This window comes from Arthrobacter sp. 05L417 (genome assembly GCF_056397865.1).
In genome coordinates, this window is the sequence record NZ_JBFTOG010000026.1 from 1 (window position 1) to 25,760 (window position 25,760).

Genomic DNA, 25,760 nt, shown 5'->3' on the forward strand with positions numbered 1-25,760 from the left:
TCCTACGCCCGGGCGCTGGACCTCTACGAGGTCCTGGACCTCCCGGAGAAGCAGGCTCTGGTGCACAGCAACCTCGGGGCCCTGCATCAGGATGCCGGCCGTTGGGAGGAGTCCGCCGGATCCTACGCCCGGGCGCTGGACCTCTACGAAGCCCTGGACCTCCCGGAGAAGCAGGCTCTGGTGCACAACAACCTCGGGGCCCTGCACCGGGCTGCCGGCCGTTGGGAGGAGTCCGCCGCATCCTACGCCCGGGCGCTGGACCTCTACGAAGCCCTGGACCTCCCGGCGGACCAGGCACTGGTGCACAACAACCTCGGGGCCCTGCACCGGGCTGCCGGCCGGTGGGACGCCGCCGCCGCATCCTACGCCCGGGCGCTGGACCTCTACGAAGCCCTGGACCTCCCGGCGGACCAGGCACTGGTGCACAACAACCTCGGGGCCCTGCATCGGGACACGGGGCGATGGAGAGACGCCAGTGATTCGTTTGGCCGGGCGCTGGACCTCTACGAAGCCCTGGACCTCCCGGAGAAGCAGGCACTGGTGCACAACAACCTCGGGGCCCTGCACCGGGCTGCCGGCCGGTGGGACGCCGCCGCCGCATCCTACGCCCGGGCGCTGGACCTCTACGAGGTCCTGGACCTCCCCGCGGACCAGGCGATGGTGCACAACAACGTCGGGGCCTTGCATAAGGTAGCGGGGCGGTGGGGGGAGGCCGGATTATCGTTCGGACGGGCGCTGGAACTCTATACGGCTCTGGACCTGCAAGCGGACCAAGCCCGGGTACGCAACAACCTCGGGGCCCTGCACCAGGATGCCGGCCGCTGGGAGGAGTCCGCCGCATCCTACGCCCGCGCGCTGGAACTCTACGAGATCCTGGACCTCCCCGCGGAGCAGGCGAAGATGCACAACAACCTCGGGGCCCTGCACAAGGTTGCGGGGCGGTGGGGGGAGGCCGCAATCTCCTACACCCGGGCACTGGAAATTAATGAGGCCCTGAACCTGCCCGAGAAACAGGCCGTCGTGCACAACAACCTCGGGAACCTACACCAGGTAGCGGGGCGGTGGGCGGACGCCGCGGACTCCTACACCCGGGCGCTGGAACTGTTCGAAGCCCTGGACCTGCCCGCGGACCTTGCGATGGTGCACACCAGCCTTGGGAAGCATCACCAGGTCACGGGGCGGTGGGACGCCGCCGCCGTATCCTATGCCCGTGCGCTGGACCTCTACGAAACACTGGACCTCCCCGCGGAGCAGGCGAAGATGCACAACAACCTCGGGGCCCTGCACAAGGTTGCGGGGCGATGGGGGGAGGCCGCCATGTCGTTCGGACGGGCGCTGGAACTCTATGCGGCTCTGGACCTGCCGGCGGATCAGGCGCTCGTGCACAACAACCTCGGGGCCCTGCACAAGGTTGCGGGGCGATGGGGGGAGGCCGCCATGTCGTTCGGACGGGCGCTGGAACTCTTCGAGGCCCTGGACCTGCCGGCGGATCAGGCGCTCGTGCACACCAACCTCGGGGCCCTGCACACGGTAGCGGGGCGATGGGGGGAGGCCGCCATGTCGTTCACCCGGGCTCTGGAACTCTTCGAGGCCCTGGACTTGAAGGAAATGCAAGCGCTGGTGCACAACAACCTCGGGACCTTGCACCGGACGGCAGGACGGGTGAAGGAGGCTACAGCCTCCTTCACCCGGGCGCTGAAACTTTACGACACCCTGGATCTGCCCGAGCGAGAGGCTGGCGTCCACATCAATCTCGGATTACTTCACCGAGAAGCGGGCCGGGGGAGGGAGAGTCTTGCCTCCTACCTACGAGCGTTGGAGCTCTACAAAACCCTGAACCTGCCCGAGCGGCAGGCCGAGATATACAACGCCGTTGGGGACCTTCTACGGGATGCAGTGCAATGGTCGGATGCCGCGGCATCGTACGTGCAAGCTTTGGGACTGTACGAGGGACTGGGGTTGGTGGAGGGGCAGGCGAACTCCCATGAGCGCCTAGGCATGCTGGCGTTAGCCCGGAGTGATTTTTCGGCCTCCCTTAAGAGTTTTGACTGGGCTGTGGGCCTGTACGAGGCCCAGGGACTGGTCCAGGACGCGGCGTGGGCTGCGGTGTCCCGGGCCCGGGTCTTGCGGGGGCTGTCTGGGGAGGAGGTCACTGTGGGGGAGTGCCTGGCGCTGGTGGTTCCGGCGGCGCTGTTTTTGGATTCGGTGCGGTTCCAGTTCCGCGACGCCTCCGAACGTGTCGCCTGGTCGGTCAAGGCCGGGGCCGCGTCAGCACTGGCGCTGGAACTCGCCGCCGCCTCGGAGGATCCGGGCCTCGTGGCGGATCTGGTGGAAACCCATATCAACTCCGTAGTACACAATTCCCGCGACCGCAACAATGCCGGTTTGGAAACCGGCGCAGGAACCGGTGACGCCGGCGCCCTGCTGATGTCCGCTCGCGCGGCAGGGATCGAACTGATCGAAGCCGCCGGGACCGGCGACAAGGACCCGTTCACAGCCGCCGCCGGGCCGGACAACCCGGAGGCCGGAGGATCATTTGGGAACGGGTTTGTGGCCGCCGGCACGATACGGCTGCTCAGCCATGCAGGCCTCCCGGGCTCCCCGCCCCCGTTCCTTCTGATCCCCTCCCGCGCGGGGGACCGCATGGCACTGGGTTCCTGGCATGAGCGATCACGCTACCCGGCCGTCGACCGCCCCTCCACCCCGGTCCGGACCTGGTAACAAAACCGCCGGAGCAGAGGCTCGGGGTCAGCGGGGTCCGCGGGGTTGCCCGCCGGTGATTGCGGGCCGGGGCCCCTCAGCGGTTGCTTTATTGAAGGCGGGTGAAGACGTCTGCGGTCCGTGTGCTGGCCAGGGACGGCTGTGTGAAGTCCGGACAGGCCCGGGGAGAGCATGATCAGGACCGGCCGGGCGGCGGCGGTCGCGGTTCCATGGAGCAGGTCAGCGGCCAGGGATGCGGCAGCGAGGGTGTCGTCTCCGTCGGTGCGTGCCTGGGCGGAGGACACGACCGTGATGAGCCCGATGCGGGCCTTGTTCAGGTCCTCGGCGTAGCGTGCCGGTAGCCACCTGGTAAAAGCTGGCCCGTCGGGGGACGCGTTGGCGGACTTTCGTCCGGCATATTCGATTGCGGCTTCCTCCAGGAAGCAGATATCTGACCTACGTGATCTGCACGCAAACAGATCCAGCAACGTCGTGTTATCCCCAAAATGCAATAACGCAGGCGCAGACATATCAACGACATGGGTAGCGCCTACACCTTGGGTAAAGCCGCTCTGTTGAGCACGATACTAAACGCCCCCGCTGGAGATGCTGAAAGACGTCAGGGCGGGTTCGGTGGCTCTCCACGAACTGTGGAGAGCCACATTCCCAGATTGCGCCACATGCTCGGGGTCGATAAACCTCTTCGTGCGCAGATCGACCCCGGCGCTGGTCAAGGAGGGTCTGCCGGTGGAGGGACTGGGAGTGCGAGCGGACATTGGCTACCGAATGACTATGAATGACGTGTTGGTTGACAATGTCGACCTGATTGGCTTCGCTGCATGCTGGCTCACCACAGCGAGCAAGTCCTGGGCACTAGAGCCCGTATAGGCGGTCTACTGCCTTCGTTCGACGCTGGTCTCCGCCCGTACCGCCATAGCGGAAGGTCTACTGCGCGGGAATTCGGTTTCTGGCTCTGATTGGATGAGGCCGACCTGTGTTCGCGCCTAGAGTTTCGTGTGGCTGGCTGTTGAGGAGACGTAGTAGTGCCACCACGTGCATGAGGGCGATGACGGCATTGATTCGGTTGTACTGGCGGGAGGACACCCCGTGGGCTGTGCCGTGCCGGGTGAATCCACGAGGAACAGGATCCCCACTACGACTGTCGTAGAAGATATGCGCTCCGGAGAGACCAGCCCACACGAAGTATTCCCTGAGGGAGTACAAGCCCGCGTCCAGAGTAGTTTTGTTGCGGCCCGTGATGCTATTGCGGAACACATGGTCGACATAGCGGCGGATCAGAGTATCAAGGACGTTTGCGCTGAGCGCTTGCGAAGATCCCGGAAAACCCCCGAGGAGGGCTTGGGCAGATTCTTGCGCGAACTCACGATAGGTGATCAGTTCTCCGCTGTCGATCTCCTCCAGCTCCGTCACACATGAGTTGACGATTGATCTCCAGGAACTGCCGATCACCCGTCTACGCGCCTGCTTGTCGGGGGCAGCTATGAGCCGATTCAGAACGTCGGCGGTGGAACCCAGGCCAGCGCAATCCCTTCATCTACTAGGATCGTTTGGAGCAATTCGGGATCCGGCAGCTCAACAAGTGTCCAATTTGGAAGCACAGACCGCTCGAGGATCGGCACGAGGTTCTCGACGACGGCTGCGAAAACCGGTGCGAGGCGGGCCGCAAGTTTGCGAGTGCCCTCCAAAGCAGGTGCGAGGGATATAAGGGCGGCCTTCACGTTTTTCTTGACGGAACGCATAGCTGACTGAAACTCAGGCGACCGTACTATGAAGGCAAACTGCTCCACCGCCCGCCTCTGAGCCTCGGGCGGTTCAAAAGGCCTTACCTCGCGGTTATGCCTATCTTGGGACCCGTTCATTCCAGCAGGTCAGTCAGCGTACGTCCGTCTGGACCACCGACCAGATCGAGGTTGATGCGCGCTCTTGTCGATAATGCCAGTGGATCCGGGCCGCCGGTCACCGCTGAATGAGTAATGCGGTCCAGCCCGGCCCCGACGAGCGGGGCAGCCGTGCGAAGCGCCATGGAGAGTGTAGGAACAGCGGTGGCTCCGCCGTGCATAACGATATTTCTGTGCCGGTAAAAACGTCGCATGGTGCTTGTCACGTGCGTTTCCACGTCTTTGAGAGTTACGCGCGGGTGAGCAACTAGCTTTGACATGCGGGCCACGGCAGCGATATCCGTATCTGCGGTGACTGCAATCTTTCCTTGCCGCCTCAGAGCTTCGGATACGAGTCGACTGCGCTCCCGGTTTGTCTCTGCTTTCTGAAGCTCTAGTGCCAACCGATCCGGCGTTTCGGGGCGATGTCTGTGGGCCAAGACGGTCATTTCGGCTCGCGGCCAGGAACATGCCACCAATGCTGCTATTCGCTCGGCCGCGACGTTGCCGCGGCCGCCATCCTCCTTTGTATCCTTCGTGGATACCAACAAGGCTTCGATTGCTGACCATCCCCCGGAGATCGCCGGGCCTGGGGATCCTTCATTAAGAGCAGTAGCGAGCTCCAGGGCGTTGTCCAACGCGGTTCTCTTGGTGACGTTGAAAAGTTGGCCTTCGGCCTCAAGAGACAAGATAAACGTTCCTCGGCCCGGCCGCTTCAGTGGGATTTCATGATTCAACCCAGCCACCCATAGCAGCCCCACTGGTATGAGCCGTCTCGTTTTGTTGGCAAACGTACTTCTCGCCATTAGCCTGTCTACGATCTCGGAGGCCTCAATCGCTGCCGCATACATGTCCCTGGCAGTTATTTCGTATAGAAATCCCCCGTTGTGGCGTGGAGGCTCGGTTGTCCCGTTTGTGTGCAACCAGCGAGATGTTTCCTGTGCTGATCTCCAATTCGGAGAGACTTCACGGTGGTCGCCGCCGGGAATGGCTTGGAACGGGACCATGACGTCGTAGGTGCTGGTTCCAGTCTCGGTCAGATCCTGTGCTGCCGTGAGGACTTCAACGAGATCCGCGCCGGATTTGGCCAGATCGCGAATCCAAGCCCGAAGATGACTCGGGCTGAATCCCAAATCCAGTAGATGTGCCGCTACCGCGCGCGCCAGGCGCTCAGGAGCTGGTTTTTTCTCTGAAAGTGCCGCCTTCGTCCATCTCAGGAGATACCCGTCCTCGATCATCTCCGTCAGTTGTTGCAGCTGACGATGAGTGCGGCCCTCGAAGGCCAAGTCAGAAACAAGAATCGTGCCGAGTTGCCGTCTAAGCTCCTTCTCGCCGATGCCTTGATCACGACCCACGATACGGCCAAGATCCGCACCAAGCCATTTCACGGCTGCCGGCCGAAGTACTTGTGCGTCCACCCATGCGGACGCATCAATAAGTTCCTTGAGCGCCAGCACGGTGCCGGCGTCCCAAAGCCGCCGGTGCCACGGCGCGTTGTCCGAGAAGAAATCGAACAAGCGGGTCACGACATGTCGACGGTAGATGGCGTCCTCGTCGAACTGCTGGCGAGTCCGAGGTCCAGTAAGTGTGCTGCCAATCATGTTGATTTGTGCCCTCGCGATGGCCTATGGTTGGTACGTCTCCAAGAGACCTAAAACTAACAGTTGGAAGCCGCTACTACCTTGTAGCCGCTTCCAACTTGTTTAACGAGATTCTTCCGTAAGCGGGCCCGGTGAGAATCCATTCCGCCGACACTGGTGAGGACTGCTTTCTTCCTGTGGTGGACCCCTGGTTGAGCAGCCCTAGCAGAACTCACAAGCTACACGTTCACTCAAGTAACCCGTCCCGGGAGCCCACCGCTTTGTTCCAGGTCAACCAATCCGGAATTACTAATTAGCGGTCGGCTTCCGGATCAACGGTGATCTGTGCCCGTGTCCCGGTAGGGATGACAACGACAACGGTGCCGTCTGGCCTGCGGGAAATGGTCACACCACCCGCCGGCGGAACAGAAGAACTGGCCGCCGAAGCAGCTTCGAGAGCAGGAAAGTCGACGGATGGGATCCTATGATCCCCCCGGAGTAGTTCAAAGAGGTTTGAAGCCATGGATCCTGGCAGGCCTGCATCTCTTCGGACGCTAAACTCGGGGTGGTCCTTCAAATATGCGTCAAGGGAATAGCGGCGGGTTCCCCGTGCCTCGCCTCGCTTCCATGGCCCACCGGGAATGGGGCATCCAATGAGCCAAGCCGCTTCGTCCTCTGGATTGCGGAGGTTGAACGGATCAGCCGGCCTGCCAGGGTTGAAGAGACCGTCAACAACAAATTCCAGCTTTGCTTTGCCATCCTTCTCGATCCGGTTGACCGAGATGATCTTGAATGCCGTGACGATCATGTCGTTGTAGGTTCCGACAAGGTAATCACGATATTCCTCGAGGGTGTCTTCCGACATCGGCGGCCAGTCTCCAACCGTGATGTTATGGAACTCCCAAGGGGTTTGGGGCCGTTCCCTACGCAGAAGCGCGGCGTAGGACTGTGAGACATTCACGACAATCATGGCTATTCCCTCGTCTTCGATCATTTGACATGATTCCCATCATTGGATGATGATGAAACTATTCTACATCATGACTCAATGATGGCTGGTTGTGATATAGATGATCGGAACCAAATGTGGGCCCATATCCGAACGATTCCGGACAAGGCTGCAACTGGCGATGAACGGGACTGGTATCCGGACGAAGGGCATTTGGTAGCAGCCCTGGAATGGGCCGGGTCCGCCGGGGCAGGCCAGGGCGGTGTCGTACCGAGGGACAGGACAAGCTCCGCAAGCAGTTCGAGCTCTTGCTGAAGGTCAAGCAGGAGCGTTCGTCGGTGGTATCAACGTCGACGTCATCTTCGACGGCGGAATTCATGATCGGTCTATCCTCACCGACACCGGATGGAGGATCCTTCTCGGTCGTGGGTTAGACATTTTCCAGTACGTCACCGGCGACGCCTTTGATCTCGCAAGCAAGCTTCAGGAGTTCCGTCAGGTGAAGGCATTCGGGGTGACCTATGTTCGTGAGAGTGAATGATCTCAGTGTGAATCTCCGGAGGAGGGATGGTTGGAACCGCGGTTGCTGATCCTCGGAAGAGCGTGAGCTGCCCGGATTAGGGACAACTGATCTGGAAGATGCAAGGCGACCCCATGCACCCTCGGCTAGAAAGAGATGCCTGCCCATGATGGATGAACACGGCAACGGCAGGACGGACCTCGTTGCACGGTTGCGGCAGATTCCCGCCGCCGCAGCGCTCGACGAAACAACTTTTACCTCTCTGGCCCGCACCGTCGCCCACGCGCTCGAACAACTCGCGGGCACCGGGGCAGAACTTACTGAGGAAATCCTGGCCCAAACCGCTGTAGTCCTCACCCACCATGCCAGCACCGAAACAGACCCAAAGATCCGAGGCCTGGAGCTGACACTTCAGGCAAGCGAACACTTTCATCTGCGCGAGGATCAAGTCAGAATCCACGACACCCTCGGCCTAGCCCACCACCAAGCAGGACACATGGACCAGGCTCAGGCCTCTTACCACCGCGCCCTGGAAATCTGCACCGGTCTGGACCTTGATGGCGGGCAGGCCGTGGTCCACAGCAACCTCGGCATGCTCCACCAGGCGGCTGGACGCCGAAACCAGGCTCAAGAATCCTTTCAAACAGCCTTGAGTATCTTCACCCGGCTCGATCTCACGGCGGGACAGGCCGACGTGCACATCAACCTCGGGGACCTGCACCGGGACGCTGGACGCTGGGAACAGGGGCAGACCTGTTACCACCGTGCCCTGGAAATCTACGATGGTCTGGACCTTCCCGAACGCCAGGCTGTGGTCCACAACAACCTCGGAAGGCTCCACGATGACGCTGGACGCTGGGAACAGGCCCAGACCTGTTACCACCGTGCCCTGGAAATCTACGATGCCCTGGACCTTCCCGAACGCCAGGCTCTGGTCCACAACAACCTTGGGAGCCTCCACCGGGACGCTGGACGCTGGGAACAGGCCCAGACCTGTTACCACCGTGCCCTGGAAATCTACGATGGTCTGGACCTTCCCGAACGCCAGGCTCTGGTCCACAACAACCTTGGGAGCCTCCACCGGGACGCTGGACGCTGGGAACAGGCCCAGACCTGTTACCACCGTGCCCTGGAAATCTACGATGCCCTGGACATCCCCAAAATGCTGGCCATGGTCCACAGCAATATGGGCTTGCTCTATGAAGCTGAGGGTCGCTGGGACCACGCTGCACAGTCGTACCGCCAATCACTGGAACTTCTCAAGCCCCTCAAGCTCTTCAAAGACGAAGCCACGGTCCACAACAACCTCGCGCAGCTCCACGGGGAGGCGGGACGCTGGAACCAAGCCCAAGAGTCGTTTCAGACAGCCTTGGCAATGTACACCGACCTGGACCTCCCCGCAGACCAGGCCGTAGTTCACAACAACCTCGGGGCGCTCCACCAGAAAATCGGACAATTGGAACAAGCCCAGGCCTCCTACCGTCGAGCTCTGGAAATCTATGAGGCTCTGGGCCTCCCCGTGGATCAGGCACTAGTCCACAACAACCTCGGGTCACTCCCCCCGCATACCGGCCGCCGAAACCGGGTCAAGGCCCAGGCCTCGTACCAACGTGCCCTGGAAATCTATGAGCTCCTCGACCTCCCCGAACGCCAGGGCCTGGTCCACAGCAACCTGGGGGACCGCTATCTGAACGCCGGACGCTTGAGGAAGGCCAGAACCGAATACACAAAAGCCCTGAACCTCTACACCGGGATAGGCCTCAAGGCGGGACGAGCCGACTCACATTTGAACCTCTCACTCCTGGCGCTACACAAAGACCAGCCAAAAGAATCCCAAGACCAATTCGAGAAAGCCCAGGCACTTTTCCGGGTCCAAGGCCTTCACCAGGATGCCGCGTGGGCCGCAATAACCCGCGCCCGGCGCCTCCGCGCCTCCCGCTCCTGGCGCATGTTCGCCCCCCGCGCCCGCGCCCGCATCCGCACTACCGCCACCGCTCTCGCCGTCCCGGCCGCCCAGTATCTGGACGCGGTCAGGTTCCAATTTCACACAGCCGAAGACCGCCTCGCCTGGGCCGCCAAAGCAGCCACCGCGAGCTCTTTAGCTCTGGAACTCGCCACCGAAACCGGCGACCCTATGTTGGTTGCCGACCTGATCGACACCGCCCTAAACAACACCACCCACACCACAGCCGCCGACCCGGACGCCAGCGCAAAACGCGATGCGTATGCCAGCAACCGTGCAACCTCCGCGCACGCATTCGGCCTTGAAACGGCCGAGGCCGCCACCACCCATTCCCCCAACCCGGTCACCACGGACAATGGCGGCGGTGCCGACGGCTTCGGGTTGACGGCTTCCGGCGCCGTCACTCTCCTTATCGGCGCCGCGTTGCCGGGCTACCCCGCTCCTCACCTCATTACCCCCACCAGCAACAGACCCCGCATCGCCCTCTGCGACTGGATCACCAGCAGCGGGTACCCGCCCCCGCCGCGGCCGCCTGTGCCCGTCAGAACTTGGTAACCACCGGGTGAGACCGCAAACATCAAAACCCGAGCAGAGCTGTCGGAGCGCTCACGGGTGAAGCCATACATGCCGTAGAAAACCGCTGCTTGTGGGCCTCAACCCGGCGACCAAGCTGATGTCTTTAAACTATCCAAATTTATCTTGTTTTTCGGATAAAGGCGGATAGGGTGGGATTTATGATTCTGAATGCTCCGAATCCTTTTCGGCCTGGTGCGGGCCGGGTACCCCCTGAGCTGGTTGGGCGGTCTGCTGTGCTGTCCGACTTCATGGGCGTTCTTGGCTCGATGGCGGGGAGCGGTGAGGGTGAGCGGCCGTGGATTATTTCCGGACTCCGGGGTGTGGGGAAGACTGTGTTGTTGAACCAGTGTGGCCGTAACGCGGTTGACGCTGGTTGGGTTGTCGTCAAGCTTGAAGCTTCCGGCAGTCAGCCGTTGGCTGTTCAGCTCGCCAAGGAAATTTATGTCGCACTCCGTAAGGCGGCGACGGTGTCCGAGAAGGTCAAGCAGGCGTTCAAAGAGACCTTTTCCGTGTTCCGGTCTTTCCAGATCAAGGTGGACCCTGCCGGTGTTTATGGATTCGGGTTCGACGTGCAGGCAGCTGCTGGAAAGGCGGACAGCGGCCAGCTTTCCACGGACCTCGCCGAAATGCTTGAGTCGCTGGGCGTTGCCGCCCGGGCCGCCGGCACCGGGGTGCTTCTTGCTGTGGACGAGCTGCAGGAGGCGCCCAAGGACGATCTTGAGGCATTGAACGTTGCGCTTCACCAATTGGGCCAGGACCTGCGACCGGTACCGTTGATGTTCCTTGGTACTGGCCTGCCTTCCCTGCCGGCAGTCCTTGCAAAGGCATCCAGTTATGCCGAGCGAATGTATCTCTACCGCACTCTCGACGTGCTGAGCGAGGAGGACACCAAGGATGCCCTGCTAGTCCCATCCCAACGTGAGCGGGTGAACTGGACCGAGGCTGCTCTTGGAATTGTCCTGGGTGTCTCGGGCGGGTACCCCTATTTTGTTCAGGCCTGCGGGAAACACATCTGGGATGTTGCCGCGTCCAGAACCATCGACGCGGATGACGCCAGGATTGGTATCGGGAGAGCGCGAGACGAGGTTGATGCCGGCCTCTATAAGTCGCGTTGGGAACGGGCCACCACCGCCCAGCAGGAGTTCATGAAGGCGATGGCTCAGGACAGCGACAAACCGTCTTTGGTCAGCGACATCGCCACGCGACTTGGCAGGGCCCAGACGGCGGTCTCCGCGCCGCGGCAATCGCTCATACAGGCAGGTCTTGTTTACACGCCGCGCCGCGGATATCTTGCCTTCACCGTCCCGGGGATGGCGGACTACATCAACAGGCACGGACACTAGGGGGAGTGCGCGATGAAGAGTGCCATCTTTGCTGGACGTAGCCTGACAAGAGGCGTAACGAACGCTCTCTCGTTGGGGGTTTCCCGGATGCGGGCCAGCGACGGATTCAACCCATTCCCGCTGGCCATCATCGCCGCGGTTGGTGCAGCCGGATCTGTTCTGATGGCCGCCTCGGCCGGCAGTGATGTTGACCAGGCAGGGCGTGTGGTGATGCTTGCGAGTGTAGTGATCTTTGGTATGTGGGCCGGATGGATAGACGCGCACTCACACAGGATCCCAGACGCCGTGACCATACCAATGGCAATCGTCATCTGCGCCGTCGTCATAACCTGCACCCTCCTGAACGGTGGATGGTCGATGGCCGGACAAGCAGTACTTGGCGCCGCGGCACTTGGCGGGATCTACCTCGCCGCAGCAATCTTCGGAGATCTCGGCCTCGGAGACGTCAAGCTTGCAGCAATCCTGGGCACGGCACTGGCCTACAGCAGCTGGACAGTATTGCTGTGGGGCGGCCTGCTCGGACTGGTACTGGCTGTCCCGCATGCAGCTTTGCTCCGAAAATACCGCGGGCACATTCCTTTAGGCCCCTACATGGTGGCCGGAGCAATAGCCACCATGACCCTTGATCAGGTCAAGCCATGGATATTGACCTGATGTCCCGAATGGTAAAACCACGGCTAGAACCACCTACGTACCGTAGTTGTGACATCCAGGTCCGGCACCGAAAGGGCTCACTGTGAAAATCGTCAAGGGACTGGCTTCGCTGGTACTGCTGCTGGTGCTCGTCGTCGGCATCCCCACAGCACTGATCATGGTCGCAGGGAATCCGCTGCCATCAACGGAAACACTCCAGCATCTCCTCACGATGCCCGACTATGGCGGCCGGTTCCTCTTCGGCAGTTTCCTGCCGATCGTCGCATGGATTGCCTGGCTGACCTTCACCGCATCAGTAGTCATTGAGATCCCGTCGGCACTAGGCGGGATTCGGGCACCCAGAATCAAGGGATTGAGCGCCCAGCAAGCACTCGCAGGCGCACTGGTCGGTGCCATCATCTTCATGTTCACTGCCGGATCCCTGGCCTCCGCCCCGACCGCACAAGCAGCAACACCGGCACTCCACACCGAGACCCACGTCTCCGCGCCACTGGCCACGAAAGCCCCCGGCGAGAACACCGCGCCCGCAGCCGAACAAAAAACCAGCCCTGCCAGCAGTCTTCCTAAACACACTGTTGTGGCGGGGGAGTCGTTGTGGTTGTTGGCCGAAAAGTATCTGGGTGATGGTGCCCGGTACGGGGAGATCGCGGAGCTCAACTATGGGCTTGTGCAGGGTGATGGTGCTGCATTGTCGGACAATCATTGGATTGAGCCTGGGTGGGTTCTTATCCTTCCTGCAGGCGCCCAAGCCGCCGTTGAGAAATCCGCGACCCACGTCGTCGTCGAAGGTGAGTCGTTGTGGTCCATCGCCGGGCACTACTACGGGGACACCGCCGCGTTTGAGGGGATCTTCAAAGCCTCCCAGGGCATCGTGCAACCAGACGGCGGCCACCTGACAGACCCCGACATCATCCGCCCGGGATGGGTCTTGACCGTCCCGACCGTCCCGGCCGGCCCGACCGCAATCACGCCGACCCCGGCAGTTCCAGTGGTGGCAGCGCCTGCCCCCGCCGTCGTCCCCGAGGCAGCAGCCCCCGCAGCTGCACCCGAGTCAGTGCAACCTCACACAGAAGCCCCGTTGACCCTAGCCCCACCTGCCGTGGAGAACCCGGCCCCGGCGGTGGCGTCTCCTATCCCGGGCGCATCCCTGTCCAACGCTCCCGTTACGTCAGCCGAGGAACCCGGATCCGCGGCACAACCGGAGGACCCCTCAGGCGACGCAGAGTTCCCGGTCCGCACCGTCGGCGGGATCGGTTCAATTCTGGCAGCCGGGATCCTGTCCGTTCTCGGTCTACGCCGGATAGTTCAGCGCCGCCGCCGCAGAGCCGGGGAACGGGTGGCCGCGCCCTCGCGTGAAGACGAGAACCTTGAGCTGCAACTGCGCGCAGTCGAAGAACCAAAGACCATAGACGACCTGGACCAGGCACTGAAATACCTCGCGGTCTGGGGCCAAGACCATTCCGTCCCCTTGCCCCAGATGTTCTGCGTGAGGGTAGCTGCCGACGAGATCGCACTCTATCTTGCCGCCCCCGCACAGCTTCCGACGCCCTTCGTTGCCGTCGATGACAGCAACACCGTCTGGACGATTGAGCCTGGGAAACTCGAAGACCTTGACCGGATACCGACTGCACCCTACCCAGCCCTCGTCACAGTCGGCCAGGACGCACAGAACGCACACCTTCTGGTCGATCTGGAATACGTCGGCGCCCTCGGGATCGCCGGCGAAAAGGATCTGGTCTCCAACGCCCTGACGGCACTGGCCGTTGAACTCGCAACCTCAAAATGGGGAGAACAACTGCAGGTCACGATGGTCGGTGTGCCTGATGAACTACCTACGGCGCTATCGACCGGGAAAGTACGCCATGTAGATGACATGGACGCCCTCTTGGTCCTCCTTCGCGGGAAAGCCAAAGCCACCAGAGAAGCATTCACGCGTCTGGGCGTCAGTGGCGTCGAGGAAGCCCGCACCCTAGGTCGGAATGCCGAAGGGTGGATGCCGGAAATTGTCGTCCTCGGACAGCAACCCACCGAAAACCAACGGGCCGAACTGGAAGAACTAGTCACAGCCATCCCGCGACTCGGCATCGCCGCAGTGAGCGCAGGCCAGGTAGCAGGGGATTGGGAAATCCACATCAGCTCCAAAGACTCGGCCACACTCGAGCCTCTCGGCCTGGAAATGACCCCGCAGATCATCACCGCTGACGAGGGCCAGAAAATCATGCGGCTTCTCACCACAGCCTCCCAGGAATGCCAGCCCGGCCCGGAATGGGCCAGCACAAGCACCCCGGAAGACATCGCCATCAAAGACGTCCCCATCACAGGACAAACCAAACAAGAAGACGAGCGAACACTCTACGCAGTCACCCCCGAACCCCCCGCCGAACCCGCCACGGAAATCCAGGAAGAACCCGTACCCTCCGAACTCGAGGCACTGATCGAACAGATCGACCCCTCCCGTCACAGCCAAGGCGCACCCATCATCACAGTGCTGGGCACCGTGTCGATCATCAACCCACAAGGAGAAGCACCCAAAACCCCCGGATCAGGATCAGTGTCCGCGGCAGCCGTTGCAAGATGCACCGCGCTCGCCGCGTTCCTTGCCCTGAACCCCGGAGCGTCTGCGGAGCAATACCACGAGGCTTTCTGGCCGACAGCGGACCCGAATGGGCAGACTGCATCCTCGAACAGGAACAAGCTCTCCAACCTGACACGGAACTACCTCGGCCAGAGAGTCCCGGACGGTGAAATCTACTTCCCCCACGTCATCGCAGACGGGTACAGGCTTCACGCGGACATCACCACAGACTGGCAGGTGTTCCTTCAGCTCATCGGTGAGAACCTCGCACGAACGAGCACACCGCGCCTGGTCGCTGCCTTGCGTCTGGTCCGTGGCCAGCCGTTCAGCGGGGTCAAAGACAAGCTGTACGGGTGGACCGAGATCATCAAGAGCGAGATGATCGCAGCCATCTGCGATGCGGCACACGAACTCGCCGGCCGGTCCCTTAAGACCGGGAATACCGCCAACGCGCGCCTTGCCGGATCCGTTGGCAGGATCGTGGACCCGGCCAACGAACAAATGTGGAGGGACGCAATGCTGGCCGAACACGCCGCCGGCAACAGTGTCGGCGTCGAGGAGCTCGTCACCAAGTACCTCGGATACCTTGACGACTTCGAAGACGACTACGAACCCGATGAAGAAACCCAGGAACTCATCGAAGAACTACGACGTCACGGTCACCCGATCGCAAGCTGACAGGCTTCCCTGCAGCGTCGGTTAGGGCCGCTACACTCGCGGGTATGACTGAACCATCGGACTACGAGCTCACGGCATGGCGTGACATTCAACGGTTCTCGGGCAGGCCGCTGTCACGAGTGATGAGAAACGCCGGAGAGCAGGCGGCGATGGGCGCCGCGGAACTCGGCAAACGTGCCACAAAGTACTTGGAGAACCACCCGCGGGCCCAATCGGCCGTCTCCCAGGGTCAAGAATTCGTTGCCAAGGGCGCTCACGCCCTCGGCAAAGGAGCTCGTAAAACCGCTGATGCCGTCCCCGACGCCATTGCCGACTGGAGCGGAGCTGCCTTTGCCTCGATGCGTCAGACCGTGGGTCGGGTCTCGCGGGTGGGACTTTCATCCAAACGGGTAGTAGCGAAGCACCAGAAGCACGGGCACGATGTTGCATCGCTTTCCGATCTGCGCCGCCTCGACCTCGAGCAAATCGACGCTGTCCGTGGGCGAGGAGCAAACTGGGGCTACCCGATCACAGCCGCACTCTCGGGAGCGGGCGCAGGGCTTGTGATTTCAGGAGGCGAACTTGTCACTGCCGTCTCCGCAGGCGCCGCGGCAGCGCCTTCGAGCGCTGCGGTTTTCGGCGCATTCGCTGGCGACGCGGCAGTCGTTCTCGGACTCGCGTCTCGGGCCGTAGGCCATGTCTCGTTGCTCCACGGCTACGATCCTGAATTCCCTGGTGAGAAGTTCTTTGTGATGTCCGTCGTCAATGCGGGGACGGCGATGTCGGCCAGCGCGAAGTCCGCCGCGATGGCCGATATCTCGCGGCTCACCCAAGCGCTCGTTCGCGGCAAGGCCTGGGCTGTCCTGGACAAGTCAGTTGTTGCTCAGGTCTCCAAGCGGTTCGCTGAGAAATTCGCCTTTCGCCTTACCAAGCAAGGGCTCGGCAAGGTCGTACCCGCAGTCGGGATCCTTGTTGGCGGCACCCTCAACTGGACCACATTGGAAGCTATCGTTGACGCCGCCGACATCGCGTACCGGCGCCGCTTCCTCCTTGAGAAGTACCCACACCTCGCGGACGAGGAAGTGCCCGGGTCGTTTCCGGATGTCGGTGAGCAGGGGCCCGACGACGCCGACGAGGAGATCAGCATTCTCGGTGAAATCGCCGAGGCAGGTGGACCCGACCTCCACTGATCAGAGCAGATCCGACGCTTGATTCTTCGCCCGATCCCCGGTGCCTGGGAAATCGAGATTCCTGGCCGTGGTGGCAGCGTCAACTGCGGTCTGGGACCATAAATAATTAGTTGATATGATATTAACTAATTGGGAGGGGTTTTGATGATTGCCATGAAAGCACGCTTGTGTGATGTCCCGGCTTTGGCATGGACTTCCGCTCTGGCGTTCACACGTCAGAGCGGGCGCGACCGTCCCTTCCGTGCCGCATTGGAATACCTGATCCAACTCACTGCGACCCTGGGGCAGCAGATCAACGGGGGTCTTTTCCATAAAGAGCGCACTGTGATGGTCGGTATTGCGGATCAACGGGAATCGCAGCTGCGTTCCAGGCTGATCGCTTCGGTTGTGCTGGTCCTTCCCGTGCTCATGGTTTCTCTCGTGGTTCCTCTTCTCACCGGGTCGGTGCTGGCATCTATAGCCGGCATGCTTCTGCTGTTCGGCTCCATGGGTCCAGCCATCAAACGGATGATGAGGTCGGAAGCGCGTGAGGCCGAACGTGTTTTGAAACGATCTTTCGCGGCGTTACCGGATGACCAGCCGGTATACACCTACACCCAGCTCGCGCGGAGACTTAACGCCAGCCCAGGATCAGCCCAGCAGCTCCTGGCCGCAGTCCTTGACCAGGAAGTACCCCAGGGGGCGCTGGTCTCCTGCATCGCCGCTGACCGCGGGCTGATTCCTATCTACGAACAATTCGGGCTGTACCCATTGGAAGGCTCATTGGCAATGCTCACCCCCGAACCCAAACGACCGCACCGCGCCTGACCTTTTCAAGTCGACCGGACGCTCGAATCCCGCCCTGCCGACATGCAAAACCGGATACAGACATACCTACACCTGCCGACGATGCCTTAACAGGCGTCGACAGCGGAGCAGGTCCTAAGAAGACTCACAGATACCTGCTACGCCACGAAAGGAGGACACCATGGCCATGAACGACAACATAGATGATGCCGGGAAGATCGCTGCCCAGTTCGGCAAAGACCCGAAAGAGATGAGCAAGGACGAGTTCGTCCAGCTGCTCAAAGACATTAAGAACGGAACCGTCACTCAGGCTGTTGAGGTCGACGAGATCGGGCAACGAAGCAATCTGAAGCCCGGGGATGCAATAGCCTTCCTGCCGGCCCCCGACAACGGGGGTGCCTAGGACATGTGCCGGCCCAAGAGCCACCCCCGGGGCGGATACCAGTGCAAGGACCCGAACAGCATCGCGGCCGCAGCTGCCGGTGAACTTGTCGCCTACATCGGCGCGACACCCTTCAGGCCCGAAAGCGCCGTGCTGTTGTCTCTTGACTCTCGACCGTCCTATTACGCCTCGGAGGAATGGCGAGAGTACGACGACACCATCCGCAACGCAGGAAGAACCCACCAGATCGAGATGCTCGACGACAAACCCGCGGATGGACTTTGGGAAGGCGAAGCAGAACCCGCAGGCGCCTACACCGTCCGCGGCGACGAGGAATGCATCCGAGCCTGGGCAGGAGAACTTGCCGGACGCTACAACCAGGACTCCGTCATGGTCGCCTTCGTTGACGAAACCGGACCGGACCGCATGTACACCTTCGGCGGCGACACAAACATCGACGCAGAAGACGCCCTCGACACCCTCAGGCTCGCAGGCATCCCAGGCGGCCGGGTCGTCGACGACAGACTCCAGATCCTCCAAACTGCAGGACAACCCGAGCAACTGGCCCTCTACGCCATCCAACGCCGCTATGGCCAGCCGGAATGGACCCCTGTGCGGGCCGAATTCATTGAGAAAAACACCGATTACTCACCCCACTCACCAATCCGCGAGATCCAAGCAATCCGCCAACGCTACCGCGAGCGCCATGGCTTCATGGGGCGGCCGGGGTTGCCGCATATGACTGAGTTGGATGGTGTTGCCGCGGCTAAGGCGTATGGGGCGGCGGTTCATGATCCTGGGGATCCGGTGGTTCGGCGTTCTTATCGGTCTTTGGAGAAGCATGTCCGGGGGCAGTATGTGGACTTTGTTGAGGCTGGTTTTAGTTTTGAGCCGTGGTTTTCGGGGAGTAGTGAGCAGCCTTATGAGGATTCGGCGGGGATGTTGGCTGATCTGAGGGAGAACAGGCATTTGTTCTATTTCCGGACTAAGGTTTCGGATTCGACGGTGGGGGCGTTGCCTTCGGGGCATCCCATGGCGCGGTCTGTGGTGGTACCTGACGGGGGTGGGGGGATCCGGGAGGTTCCGTTGAATGATGTGTTTCGGGCTGTGCATGATGCGATTGCCCATGGTGATGGGTTGATGTTCGGTCCTGAGGGGGAGAAGCGGGCTTGGTGGACGCATAGGTCGTGTTTGCCGAAGGAAGCGCGGTTGGCGTTGTTCTGTGAGACGAGGGGGCAGAACACGTGGACGAATGCAGGGCCGCATATGCGTGATGGTGACAGGGTTCTTCGGCGTGGGGATCCTGGGTGGTTGTCGCAGCCGGAGCGTCCGTATGCGGTTCAGAAGGCGGCGAGGATTCCGAAGGGGCTTTGTTGACGGGAGGGGTCCTGGCCAGTGGTTGGGGCCCCTTGTTTTCTTTGTAAAACCGGTGGTGCGGTCACCTACATGCGGTGACACTGAAACGGCCGTCGGCCCATTGCCAAGGGAGCATCAGATGCCCAGGACACCGCAGGAAGAGGAAGCGACCCTTAGGGGCCGGTTCGAACGGCAGCTTTTTGAGGCTGCCCGGAAGGACTCAGGGCATAGGAATTGGGTTGCCGCCGGTGAGCCGTCGTGGACGGAACATCATGTTCTTCTCGATCCGGGGATGAGGGATATCCCCGTGGGGGTTCTTCGTCCTCTGGCCCGGACGTTTGCGGAGTTGGTCTTTCCTGGGCCGTTAAAGACTGGTCTCGCGGCGAAGTTCGGCGGGTTTGTCTTTTTCCTGGTCGTGGCTGGGTTGGGGTGGCTTGCTATCGGCATCATGTGGCCCCGGTTGTGGGGCATGGTGCGGGAGGCGCCGTTGCATATCGTGGGGTTCGTCGCGGTGGTTTATGTTGTGGCGAGCCAGTGCAGGCAGTGGCGTGCGGACTGGATCCGTGACGATGCCGAGAAAGCGGTCAAGGAGAGGGGCCGCTATCTTGATTCGGTGTTCCTGCTCACGGAGTTGAGCCAGGAGTCCAGAGACCTGGTTGAGTCTTATCGTTCCATGCGGGTCCGGGAGGACACCCTCTGTGGAGACCGCGGCCAGGCTATTGCTCGAGGTCGACGAGGACCGCAATGAGCTGGACCAATACCGGAAGTTCCTGCCGCCGACGCCGAGCGGAGAAGACCCCACCCATCCCCTTTATGGGGTGCTGGGCAGGATCCAGGACCGCATCAACACCCGGATGCACACCATTTCTGTCCTGGTCGCCGACGACGTCGAAATCATCGCCAAGCGCCAGGAGGCGGCACGGTGATCGAGATCTACACCCACCCGGCCTGTGGACCATGCGTCGGACTCAAAGCCCAGGCCAAACCACTCGGGATCGATCACCGGATCTTCGATGTAACCAAGGACCCTGAGGCGTTGGCCCGGATCAAGAGCCTTGGCTATACCGGAACGCCTGTGACGATCAATACGGACACGGAAGAGCACTGGAAAGGCTTCGACCCTGAACGTATGGAATCCCTCGTTTCAGTCAGGGCGGCATAGATGAGCTAGCGCGAAAGGTGCGCAGCACTCTCCTTCGACGGGATCATCACAGCCGCACGGGACCATGCCCAAACAACCCTCCTTAACCGCAACAACGACGTCGACCAACTGGCCCGGCTCATCCAGGACCACGGATATCTGCCCGGATACACAGTCAATGAAGCCCTGAAGGCGTCGCAACGGACCGGAGAGTGAAGACCATGCCCTTAGCACTCATGCAGACCATCCACCACAGCTCATCTCACGGATCCGGCCCCTTTGACTGGATACTGCACTCGTTCATCTGGGCCGCGATGAACCAGACGGCCCGTTTCTTGTTCCACGAATTCCCGGTACTTGGGTGGGTGGGAGCGGCCGTCGTCGGCTTCGCCGCCGTGGCGTGGTTCCTACGCCGCCACTCGAGGAGGAGATAGACGAAGACCGTGGAGCACCACGTCGGCGAGGGGCGAAAAGGAGCCAAGGCCACAGTTGGGCTGGACTCTCACCTAACACCCAACTACTATTTTGTTAGTGTCAGATCAACAAAAGGGCGGCGGGGCGTGAGCTCAGAAAAATACCGGTACCGACCACGGCCATACAACTTCAAGGCCATCCCCACACTATGGGCCGACTACACCACCGGCCGCGGCGTGCTCTCCAACGGCCAAGCCGTCACCCCCAAAATCGGCGAGCGCCGTAAGAATCCGAATTTGCAGGACATGTTGGATACGGCTGCGTCGGTTGGGGCTGAGCGGATCATGTTCACGGGGAATGTTCCGGCTAATGAGCGGGATGTGCGGCATTGGCTTTTGGTTCAGACTCCGGGGTGGAATGCGGGGTGGGTGGATAAGGATGGTGCTCCGCCTGTGGGGCATTGGTTGGGTACGCCTGTTACTGGGCGGTTTGAGCGTGTTGCTGTGGCGCAGCGGATTGAGGTGAAGACGGCGGCGGAGTGGTTTGGTAATACGCCGTTGAGTCCTGAGCAGGCGCGTCAGGCGTGGGATGCGACGGCGTTCATGATTGCTGAGGCTTTTGATGGTCAGCGTTTGGGGAAGACGCCGGCGAATTCGGGGACGAATCTTTGGGCGGCGTCTTTGCCTTTTGGTTTGGATCCTGAGCCGGTGACTGCTGATATTGCGGAGGAGCTTCACCGTACTTCTGGGCAGCACCATCTTGAGCATTTGGTGGCGGGTCCGGATTTTTCGGCGCATGGGGATTGTGTTCCGTTGGTGGATCCGGTGAAGTCGCCGAGGCTTGATACGTTCGCTTATGTTGATGGGCGCTTTATGTATGCCTCGTTGTGTCGTGAGTTGGGGATTGGTCCCGGTATCCGGTTGAACCGGGCTGATACTTTCGAGATGCTCAATAGTGACCCGTATGCCCGGGCGCGGGTGTTGGTTCGTTTCAAGGTTCCTGATAACTGGAACCATGTCGGGCTTCTGGGTGTGCAGCACAAGAAGGTCGAGGACGGTTGGTACTACCCGAACCGGCCCGGAGCGATCGGTGAAACGTGGGCGGATACGGCCGAGCTGCATGTTGCCAGGGCGGCTGGTTGGGCGCTGGATCCGCTTGAGTCTGTGGCTTTTGTGAAGAGGCGGGTCAACAAGGACGGGAAGGACGTCGCGATCCGGCCTTTGGACACGTTCGCGAACCGCATTATCCGGATCCGTGAGGATGTTGATGCCGATCCGGAGATGCCGACGGTCATCAAGGGTGCGGTGAGCGCTGCTTTGCGCGCCATCATGATCCAGACTGTTGGTGCCTTTGCTTCCAGGGGGAGGACTTCTACGGTGATCGCCTGGAGCCCGCAGGATGTTCCGCCGCAGTTCTTGTCGACGATGAAGCGTGAGGGCAAGGCTTTCGTTTACCGGGTGCCGACGTCCGAGTCGTCGCAGACGCGCCCTTATTACCGGCCGGAGCTTGCTGTGCAGGTGTGGGCGCGGGGCAGGGCGAAGGTGTTGCTTGGGCCAAGTTCTTTGGGGGCCAATACGGCGGGGGCGTTGGCTGTTCCGGCCAGCAGCTTGATCGGGATCAACGGTGACGCTATCTATACGACGCACATTCCTGAGTGGGCTAAACCGGATGGTTATGGTGGCGGCGATGACGGGAAGGTCGGGCGGCTTCGTCTTCAGGGCGTGTTGGAGAACGTCAAGACGCCGGTGACGAAGGATGAGCGGAACAGGCTGCGTGTCAGGGCGGTCAAGGCCGGGACCGACTCGGCGTTCTTTGACGCTGAATTCTCGGCACCGGGGGACTGACGCATGCCTGCAAATGATCCCAGGGACATGACTCCTCAGGAGCTCGTCGTGCATCTCAAGGCGACCTATGGGTACACCTGGAAGGAGATGGGTGAGCGCTTGGGGCGGTCGGAGAAGATGTTGAGGAAGGTGGCTACCGGGCAGAGCCGCGGTGAGGCGTACCGGCAGTCGTTGACGGAGCTGTATGACCGTGGCGAGGTTACGCACATGCCTGCCCGTCGCCGTGGCAAGGATGGCCATATTGTTCCGGTGCGTGCCAAAACGGGGGCGGAAGAGAAAACGGTGGTGCCGGCGGAGACCGGTGGCGCGTTCAAGGCGTTGCCTAAGCGTGGTGCTTTCACGACCACGACCACTGATTTCCCCGACGGCGGACGTCAGCACGTTGTCGAGATGCCCAAAACGGCTCGGGCGAAAGGCCGGCAGGCCGGTATCAACGAGCTGAAGAGGAAACTGGCGGGGATCACCAGGCAACAGGCGCACAAGGACAAGCGCGTGAAGCTCCAGGTTGTGTACCGTACCGCGGACGGGCGGGGCCGGATTATGGACATAGGTTCCAAATCCGGTTACCACGCCTCGGACATCCTGGCCGATGTCAGAGACGAGCATGGCGGGGACATGACTTCCTGGCTTGTCTCCCAGAGCCAGGAAAGGTACCTCGAGCTCGATGTGAAGAAATCCCCGATCGTTTCGGTGTCCATGACGGTGTTCAACGCGACCAGGACCAAGCCTGTTCGTAAGGCCCAGGACGAAGCAGGAACACGCAGAAGACGAAGGAGGCGTTGATCGATGAACAAACGCAATGACGAGCTTGCCGCGGTGATCGCCAAGCATTACGGCGTTGATGATCTGGATTACTGTCAGGACACCGAGCTGGTGGAGAACATCCGCGCCCTCGTTGCGAAGATTCACGGAGCCGGTCTGGGTCCTTCGAGCGTGAAGGGCTTGGTGAACACGGAAGGCATCCGCCTGATTCTTGGGCTGGGCAGTATCGGCGCCACCCGCGTGACGATGGCACGGGACAAAGCTTTCCCGGAGGCTGTGGTCACGGAAAAGTTATGGAGCACTACCGAGGTCAGAAAATACAGTCTCGCCAGGGAAATGGCCCGTATCGGAGCGCCCGGCCGGCCGCCGATATCCTCGCGCCGTCATGCCGAAGAGGCGTAACGGCGCGGCTTGACGCCTGCCTTCAAGCGGACCTTTCTGGTCTGTTCCGGTGTGACCCCGGCCAGCCGGGCAAGTTCCTTCACAGGCGTCCCGCCGGCTTCCGCGACGATGGCCAGAAGCCGTTCTGCCTCCACCAGCGATTTGTCCGTTGCCTCCAGGGCGGAGGGCAGTTGCGCGGCCACGCCCATCAGGGACTTCAGCAATTCTTCGTTTGAGATCTCCAACCGCTCCCCGGAGGCCTCGAGCTCTTTGATCCCCAGATCACGTACCAGGTAAAGCCTCTGGCGGGACAACCCTGCATGGCCGGCCAGCTCGGTTGCCTGGATCCCGTTTTCAAAGCCCTGGGCCACCAAGACGGAGCGCCGAGCCCGGAGAGCCTTCAGACGTTCCTTGGCGAGATTGTAAGCGGTTCCAGCCGTTGCCAGTTCTTCAAGAGGCGATGGGGTCTCTGGTGTGCTCATGGTGTTCTCTCCTCAGCTCCTGGCTGATGTTGGCGATAGCTGAATTTGTTGATCTGACGTTAATCAACCCTAGATTGCTGCCCGAAAATGTGTCAATAGCGTTTGGTTTGGCGCCCGTGCGGGAAGGGACTGTCAGATCAAGCCCGCACGGGCGCCAGGTCCTCATCCCTTCCGGGCCGGATGTTGGGTGCGCCGATCCTCAACACGGAAGCATCCAGGCCCCGAAGCAAGCCAAGATCCCGGCAATACGCTGCTGTGATGAAACCGCTGAACTGCTCGTTGGCCGCCATCATCCGTTCAACCTGAGCGGGGCTCGGATGCTCCTGTGAACCCCCCGGGCCGTTGGATCGCAGGATCCCGGATCCAGCAGCCCATCTGGCAACCTGGGACACCGTGACCTGCACATCGCTGACGTAGGTGGTCGTCTGTGTCCAAAGGATCCATCGCTTCATCTTCACCCCCTAAGCCCCGCGGTAACGGCCGGATCAAGACCCTGCAGGTGCGCGGCGATGGTCCTGGATGCACCCGTAGGAATAGCGCACCGAGCCACTACTGCCCAGCGAGACCGTCACGGTCCTCTCATTGGCCCGCAACACCTTGAACCAGACGCCGTCGTACTTGACGGTGTCACCAGCCATGACGGTCTCCCTGGACAATGCGGGGATCCCGGCAGCCTCCCGGAGCGTCTCCTGCCGGGACTTCCAGTAACGGAGGAAGTCTTCCAACGACCCCAATTGGGTTTCGAGGTCTGTGCGGATCTGTCCGGCGGCTGGCGGGGTGGTCTCGATGGTTCCGTTGCTGAGCTTGCGGGAACTGCCCCCCAGCAGGCGCGAGACGCCGAGGATGTCAGCCTCAAGCTTCAAGACCTGGCGGCCAACATAAGCCGGATCATCCCGACGCTGCAGCGCAGCCTCAGCTGCCCGCATGCCAGACTCTGCCGACGCCGCCTTCGCCTCTGCCTCGACCGCGACCCGGGAGCTGCGCGTCACGGAGTCATAGTGACGGCGCGTTGCACTCTCGGAATGGTGGCCAACAAGGACCGGCTGCGGGGTGCTCATCCGCCCGGCAACCTCGGTGGCCATCCGGGATGCGTGGCCGGCCTCTATCCGGGACCGTGCGGCACCGGCCTGAAGCCGCTCAAGGCGGGCCGCGGACCGGGCTTCACGGTCCTGCTCGACCTCCTTCGCGGACCGGAGCCCCGGCGTAACGTCGACATCGACCGCCATGCCCAGTTCCTCAACCCGGGCAATGGTCGTGTTGATGAGATTCTGCTGCGGGTGACGGTCCCGGCTGTCCGGGATGTACCAGCATTCCATCTGACGTGACCACCGCCAGCCAAGCCGCTTCAAAACAGCTGCAGAACCGTCCCCGCGGGAAGTCCCTGCAAGCAAAGTACCCTCGGCCGGAGTATGGGTAAGGAAAAGCGAAGACATGAAAACCCGCCTCAGTTTGTTTATTTGATATTAACAAACTAGGCATTGTTTGAAGCTTTGTCAACAGCGTGGCGATAAGAGATCAGGTGTGTCATCGCGCCCCTGCATGGAGCTGGACCCGAAGGCAGGGGCCGGCACTGCCTAGAGTGTCGACCCACAGAGCCTTTGGACAGC

General features: G+C 61.3%; 24 protein-coding genes. 17 read left to right on the forward strand and 7 right to left on the reverse strand.

All coding sequences use genetic code 11. The features are described from left to right. Positions 1 to 2,721, forward strand: a 2,721-nt coding sequence (locus AC1DJW_RS17395) for a tetratricopeptide repeat protein (RefSeq protein ID WP_476901994.1), incomplete at its 5' end; no start/stop codon positions are given. Here AC1DJW_RS17395 and AC1DJW_RS17400 read toward each other — a convergent pair. From AC1DJW_RS17400 to AC1DJW_RS17415, 4 genes are all read right to left on the reverse strand, one after another. Further along, a complete protein-coding gene (locus AC1DJW_RS17400; RefSeq protein ID WP_476901995.1) occupies positions 2,676 to 3,188 on the reverse strand; it encodes a hypothetical protein in 513 nt (170 codons plus the stop codon). The genes AC1DJW_RS17395 and AC1DJW_RS17400 overlap by 46 nt on opposite strands. Positions 3,189 to 3,645: 457 nt before the next feature. Next, positions 3,646 to 4,131, reverse strand: coding sequence for a hypothetical protein (locus AC1DJW_RS17405; protein WP_476901996.1), 486 nt, complete (start codon positions 4,129 to 4,131; stop codon positions 3,646 to 3,648). 445 nt (positions 4,132 to 4,576) lie between these two features. After that, on the reverse strand, positions 4,577 to 6,199 hold the full coding sequence (locus AC1DJW_RS17410; RefSeq protein ID WP_476901997.1) for a hypothetical protein: 1,623 nt from the start codon (positions 6,197 to 6,199) through the stop codon (positions 4,577 to 4,579). A gap of 292 nt (positions 6,200 to 6,491) precedes the next feature. Continuing rightward, positions 6,492 to 7,172: a hypothetical protein gene (locus AC1DJW_RS17415; protein WP_476901998.1), complete on the reverse strand. Its 681-nt coding sequence runs from the start codon at positions 7,170 to 7,172 to the stop codon at positions 6,492 to 6,494. Between the two features lie 217 nt (positions 7,173 to 7,389). Between AC1DJW_RS17415 and AC1DJW_RS17420 the strand changes: the two genes are divergently transcribed. From AC1DJW_RS17420 to AC1DJW_RS17495, 16 genes are all read left to right on the forward strand, one after another. Continuing rightward, complete coding sequence (locus AC1DJW_RS17420) at positions 7,390 to 7,668, forward strand: MIT C-terminal domain-containing protein (RefSeq protein WP_476901999.1); 279 nt, start codon at positions 7,390 to 7,392, stop codon at positions 7,666 to 7,668. A gap of 145 nt (positions 7,669 to 7,813) precedes the next feature. Next, on the forward strand, positions 7,814 to 10,165 hold the full coding sequence (locus AC1DJW_RS17425; RefSeq protein ID WP_476902000.1) for a tetratricopeptide repeat protein: 2,352 nt from the start codon (positions 7,814 to 7,816) through the stop codon (positions 10,163 to 10,165). A gap of 179 nt (positions 10,166 to 10,344) precedes the next feature. Further along, positions 10,345 to 11,529: an ATP-binding protein gene (locus AC1DJW_RS17430; protein ID WP_476902001.1), complete on the forward strand. Its 1,185-nt coding sequence runs from the start codon at positions 10,345 to 10,347 to the stop codon at positions 11,527 to 11,529. Positions 11,530 to 11,541: 12 nt separating this feature from the next. Further along, positions 11,542 to 12,183, forward strand: a complete 642-nt coding sequence (locus AC1DJW_RS17435; protein WP_476902002.1) for a prepilin peptidase — start codon at positions 11,542 to 11,544, stop codon at positions 12,181 to 12,183. Positions 12,184 to 12,265: 82 nt separating this feature from the next. Continuing rightward, positions 12,266 to 15,436, forward strand: coding sequence for a LysM peptidoglycan-binding domain-containing protein (locus AC1DJW_RS17440; RefSeq protein WP_476902003.1), 3,171 nt, complete (start codon positions 12,266 to 12,268; stop codon positions 15,434 to 15,436). 44 nt (positions 15,437 to 15,480) lie between these two features. After that, entirely contained in the window at positions 15,481 to 16,605 is a 1,125-nt protein-coding gene (locus AC1DJW_RS17445) for an EcsC family protein (protein WP_476902004.1), read from the forward strand. 144 nt (positions 16,606 to 16,749) lie between these two features. After that, positions 16,750 to 17,412, forward strand: a complete 663-nt coding sequence (locus AC1DJW_RS17450) for a hypothetical protein (RefSeq protein ID WP_476902005.1) — start codon at positions 16,750 to 16,752, stop codon at positions 17,410 to 17,412. A 160-nt stretch (positions 17,413 to 17,572) separates the two neighbouring features. Next, complete coding sequence (locus AC1DJW_RS17455; RefSeq protein WP_476902006.1) at positions 17,573 to 17,794, forward strand: hypothetical protein; 222 nt, start codon at positions 17,573 to 17,575, stop codon at positions 17,792 to 17,794. 129 nt (positions 17,795 to 17,923) lie between these two features. After that, positions 17,924 to 19,150 carry a hypothetical protein gene (locus AC1DJW_RS17460; RefSeq protein ID WP_476902007.1) on the forward strand — a complete coding sequence of 409 codons (1,227 nt, stop codon included), beginning with the start codon at positions 17,924 to 17,926 and terminating at the stop codon, positions 19,148 to 19,150. Positions 19,151 to 19,268: 118 nt separating this feature from the next. Then, positions 19,269 to 19,877 carry a hypothetical protein gene (locus tag AC1DJW_RS17465; RefSeq protein WP_476902008.1) on the forward strand — a complete coding sequence of 203 codons (609 nt, stop codon included), beginning with the start codon at positions 19,269 to 19,271 and terminating at the stop codon, positions 19,875 to 19,877. Continuing rightward, the gene (locus AC1DJW_RS17470) at positions 19,828 to 20,055 is read left to right on the forward strand and encodes a hypothetical protein (protein ID WP_476902009.1); all 228 of its coding nucleotides are present in this window, start codon (positions 19,828 to 19,830) and stop codon (positions 20,053 to 20,055) included. Before AC1DJW_RS17465 ends, AC1DJW_RS17470 begins: the two co-directional genes overlap by 50 nt. Continuing rightward, positions 20,052 to 20,291 (forward strand): glutaredoxin family protein, encoded by a 240-nt coding sequence (locus AC1DJW_RS17475; RefSeq protein ID WP_476902010.1) that lies wholly within the window; start codon positions 20,052 to 20,054, stop codon positions 20,289 to 20,291. The genes AC1DJW_RS17470 and AC1DJW_RS17475 overlap by 4 nt, the downstream gene beginning before the upstream one ends. A 200-nt stretch (positions 20,292 to 20,491) precedes the next feature. Further along, the gene (locus tag AC1DJW_RS17480; protein ID WP_476902011.1) at positions 20,492 to 20,704 is read left to right on the forward strand and encodes a hypothetical protein; all 213 of its coding nucleotides are present in this window, start codon (positions 20,492 to 20,494) and stop codon (positions 20,702 to 20,704) included. 126 nt (positions 20,705 to 20,830) lie between these two features. Next, a complete protein-coding gene (locus AC1DJW_RS17485) occupies positions 20,831 to 22,528 on the forward strand; it encodes a hypothetical protein (protein ID WP_476902012.1) in 1,698 nt (565 codons plus the stop codon). Positions 22,529 to 22,555: 27 nt separating this feature from the next. After that, a complete protein-coding gene (locus AC1DJW_RS17490) occupies positions 22,556 to 23,311 on the forward strand; it encodes a hypothetical protein (RefSeq protein ID WP_476902013.1) in 756 nt (251 codons plus the stop codon). Positions 23,312 to 23,314: 3 nt separating this feature from the next. Further along, a complete protein-coding gene (locus AC1DJW_RS17495) occupies positions 23,315 to 23,692 on the forward strand; it encodes a hypothetical protein (RefSeq protein ID WP_476902014.1) in 378 nt (125 codons plus the stop codon). Here AC1DJW_RS17495 and AC1DJW_RS17500 read toward each other — a convergent pair. The 3 genes from AC1DJW_RS17500 to AC1DJW_RS17510 all read right to left on the reverse strand — a co-directional run bounded on the left by AC1DJW_RS17500 (position 23,674) and on the right by AC1DJW_RS17510 (position 25,586). Continuing rightward, on the reverse strand, positions 23,674 to 24,153 hold the full coding sequence (locus AC1DJW_RS17500) for a hypothetical protein (RefSeq protein WP_476902015.1): 480 nt from the start codon (positions 24,151 to 24,153) through the stop codon (positions 23,674 to 23,676). The genes AC1DJW_RS17495 and AC1DJW_RS17500 overlap by 19 nt on opposite strands. Before the next feature lie 137 nt (positions 24,154 to 24,290). Beyond that, positions 24,291 to 24,605, reverse strand: a complete 315-nt coding sequence (locus AC1DJW_RS17505) for a hypothetical protein (RefSeq protein ID WP_476902016.1) — start codon at positions 24,603 to 24,605, stop codon at positions 24,291 to 24,293. A gap of 33 nt (positions 24,606 to 24,638) precedes the next feature. After that, a complete protein-coding gene (locus tag AC1DJW_RS17510) occupies positions 24,639 to 25,586 on the reverse strand; it encodes a DUF3560 domain-containing protein (RefSeq protein WP_476902017.1) in 948 nt (315 codons plus the stop codon). Between the last annotated feature and the right edge of the window lie 174 nt (positions 25,587 to 25,760).

What these genes read in the sequence shown, in the direction of transcription:
- AC1DJW_RS17445 (WP_476902004.1), top strand. Translation starts at nt 15,481, where the DNA reads ATGACTGAACCATCGGACTACGAGCTCACGGCATGGCGTGACATTCAA.
- AC1DJW_RS17480 (WP_476902011.1), top strand. Translation starts at nt 20,492, where the DNA reads ATGCCCTTAGCACTCATGCAGACCATCCACCACAGCTCATCTCACGGA.
- AC1DJW_RS17435 (WP_476902002.1), top strand. Translation starts at nt 11,542, where the DNA reads ATGAAGAGTGCCATCTTTGCTGGACGTAGCCTGACAAGAGGCGTAACG.
- AC1DJW_RS17495 (WP_476902014.1), top strand. Translation starts at nt 23,315, where the DNA reads ATGAACAAACGCAATGACGAGCTTGCCGCGGTGATCGCCAAGCATTAC.
- AC1DJW_RS17415 (WP_476901998.1), bottom strand. Translation starts at nt 7,172, where the DNA reads ATGATCGAAGACGAGGGAATAGCCATGATTGTCGTGAATGTCTCACAG.
- AC1DJW_RS17410 (WP_476901997.1), bottom strand. Translation starts at nt 6,199, where the DNA reads ATGATTGGCAGCACACTTACTGGACCTCGGACTCGCCAGCAGTTCGAC.
- AC1DJW_RS17510 (WP_476902017.1), bottom strand. Translation starts at nt 25,586, where the DNA reads ATGTCTTCGCTTTTCCTTACCCATACTCCGGCCGAGGGTACTTTGCTT.
- AC1DJW_RS17465 (WP_476902008.1), top strand. Translation starts at nt 19,269, where the DNA reads ATGCCCAGGACACCGCAGGAAGAGGAAGCGACCCTTAGGGGCCGGTTC.
- AC1DJW_RS17430 (WP_476902001.1), top strand. Translation starts at nt 10,345, where the DNA reads ATGATTCTGAATGCTCCGAATCCTTTTCGGCCTGGTGCGGGCCGGGTA.
- AC1DJW_RS17455 (WP_476902006.1), top strand. Translation starts at nt 17,573, where the DNA reads ATGGCCATGAACGACAACATAGATGATGCCGGGAAGATCGCTGCCCAG.
- AC1DJW_RS17500 (WP_476902015.1), bottom strand. Translation starts at nt 24,153, where the DNA reads ATGAGCACACCAGAGACCCCATCGCCTCTTGAAGAACTGGCAACGGCT.
- AC1DJW_RS17490 (WP_476902013.1), top strand. Translation starts at nt 22,556, where the DNA reads ATGACTCCTCAGGAGCTCGTCGTGCATCTCAAGGCGACCTATGGGTAC.
- AC1DJW_RS17425 (WP_476902000.1), top strand. Translation starts at nt 7,814, where the DNA reads ATGATGGATGAACACGGCAACGGCAGGACGGACCTCGTTGCACGGTTG.
- AC1DJW_RS17505 (WP_476902016.1), bottom strand. Translation starts at nt 24,605, where the DNA reads ATGAAGCGATGGATCCTTTGGACACAGACGACCACCTACGTCAGCGAT.
- AC1DJW_RS17450 (WP_476902005.1), top strand. Translation starts at nt 16,750, where the DNA reads ATGATTGCCATGAAAGCACGCTTGTGTGATGTCCCGGCTTTGGCATGG.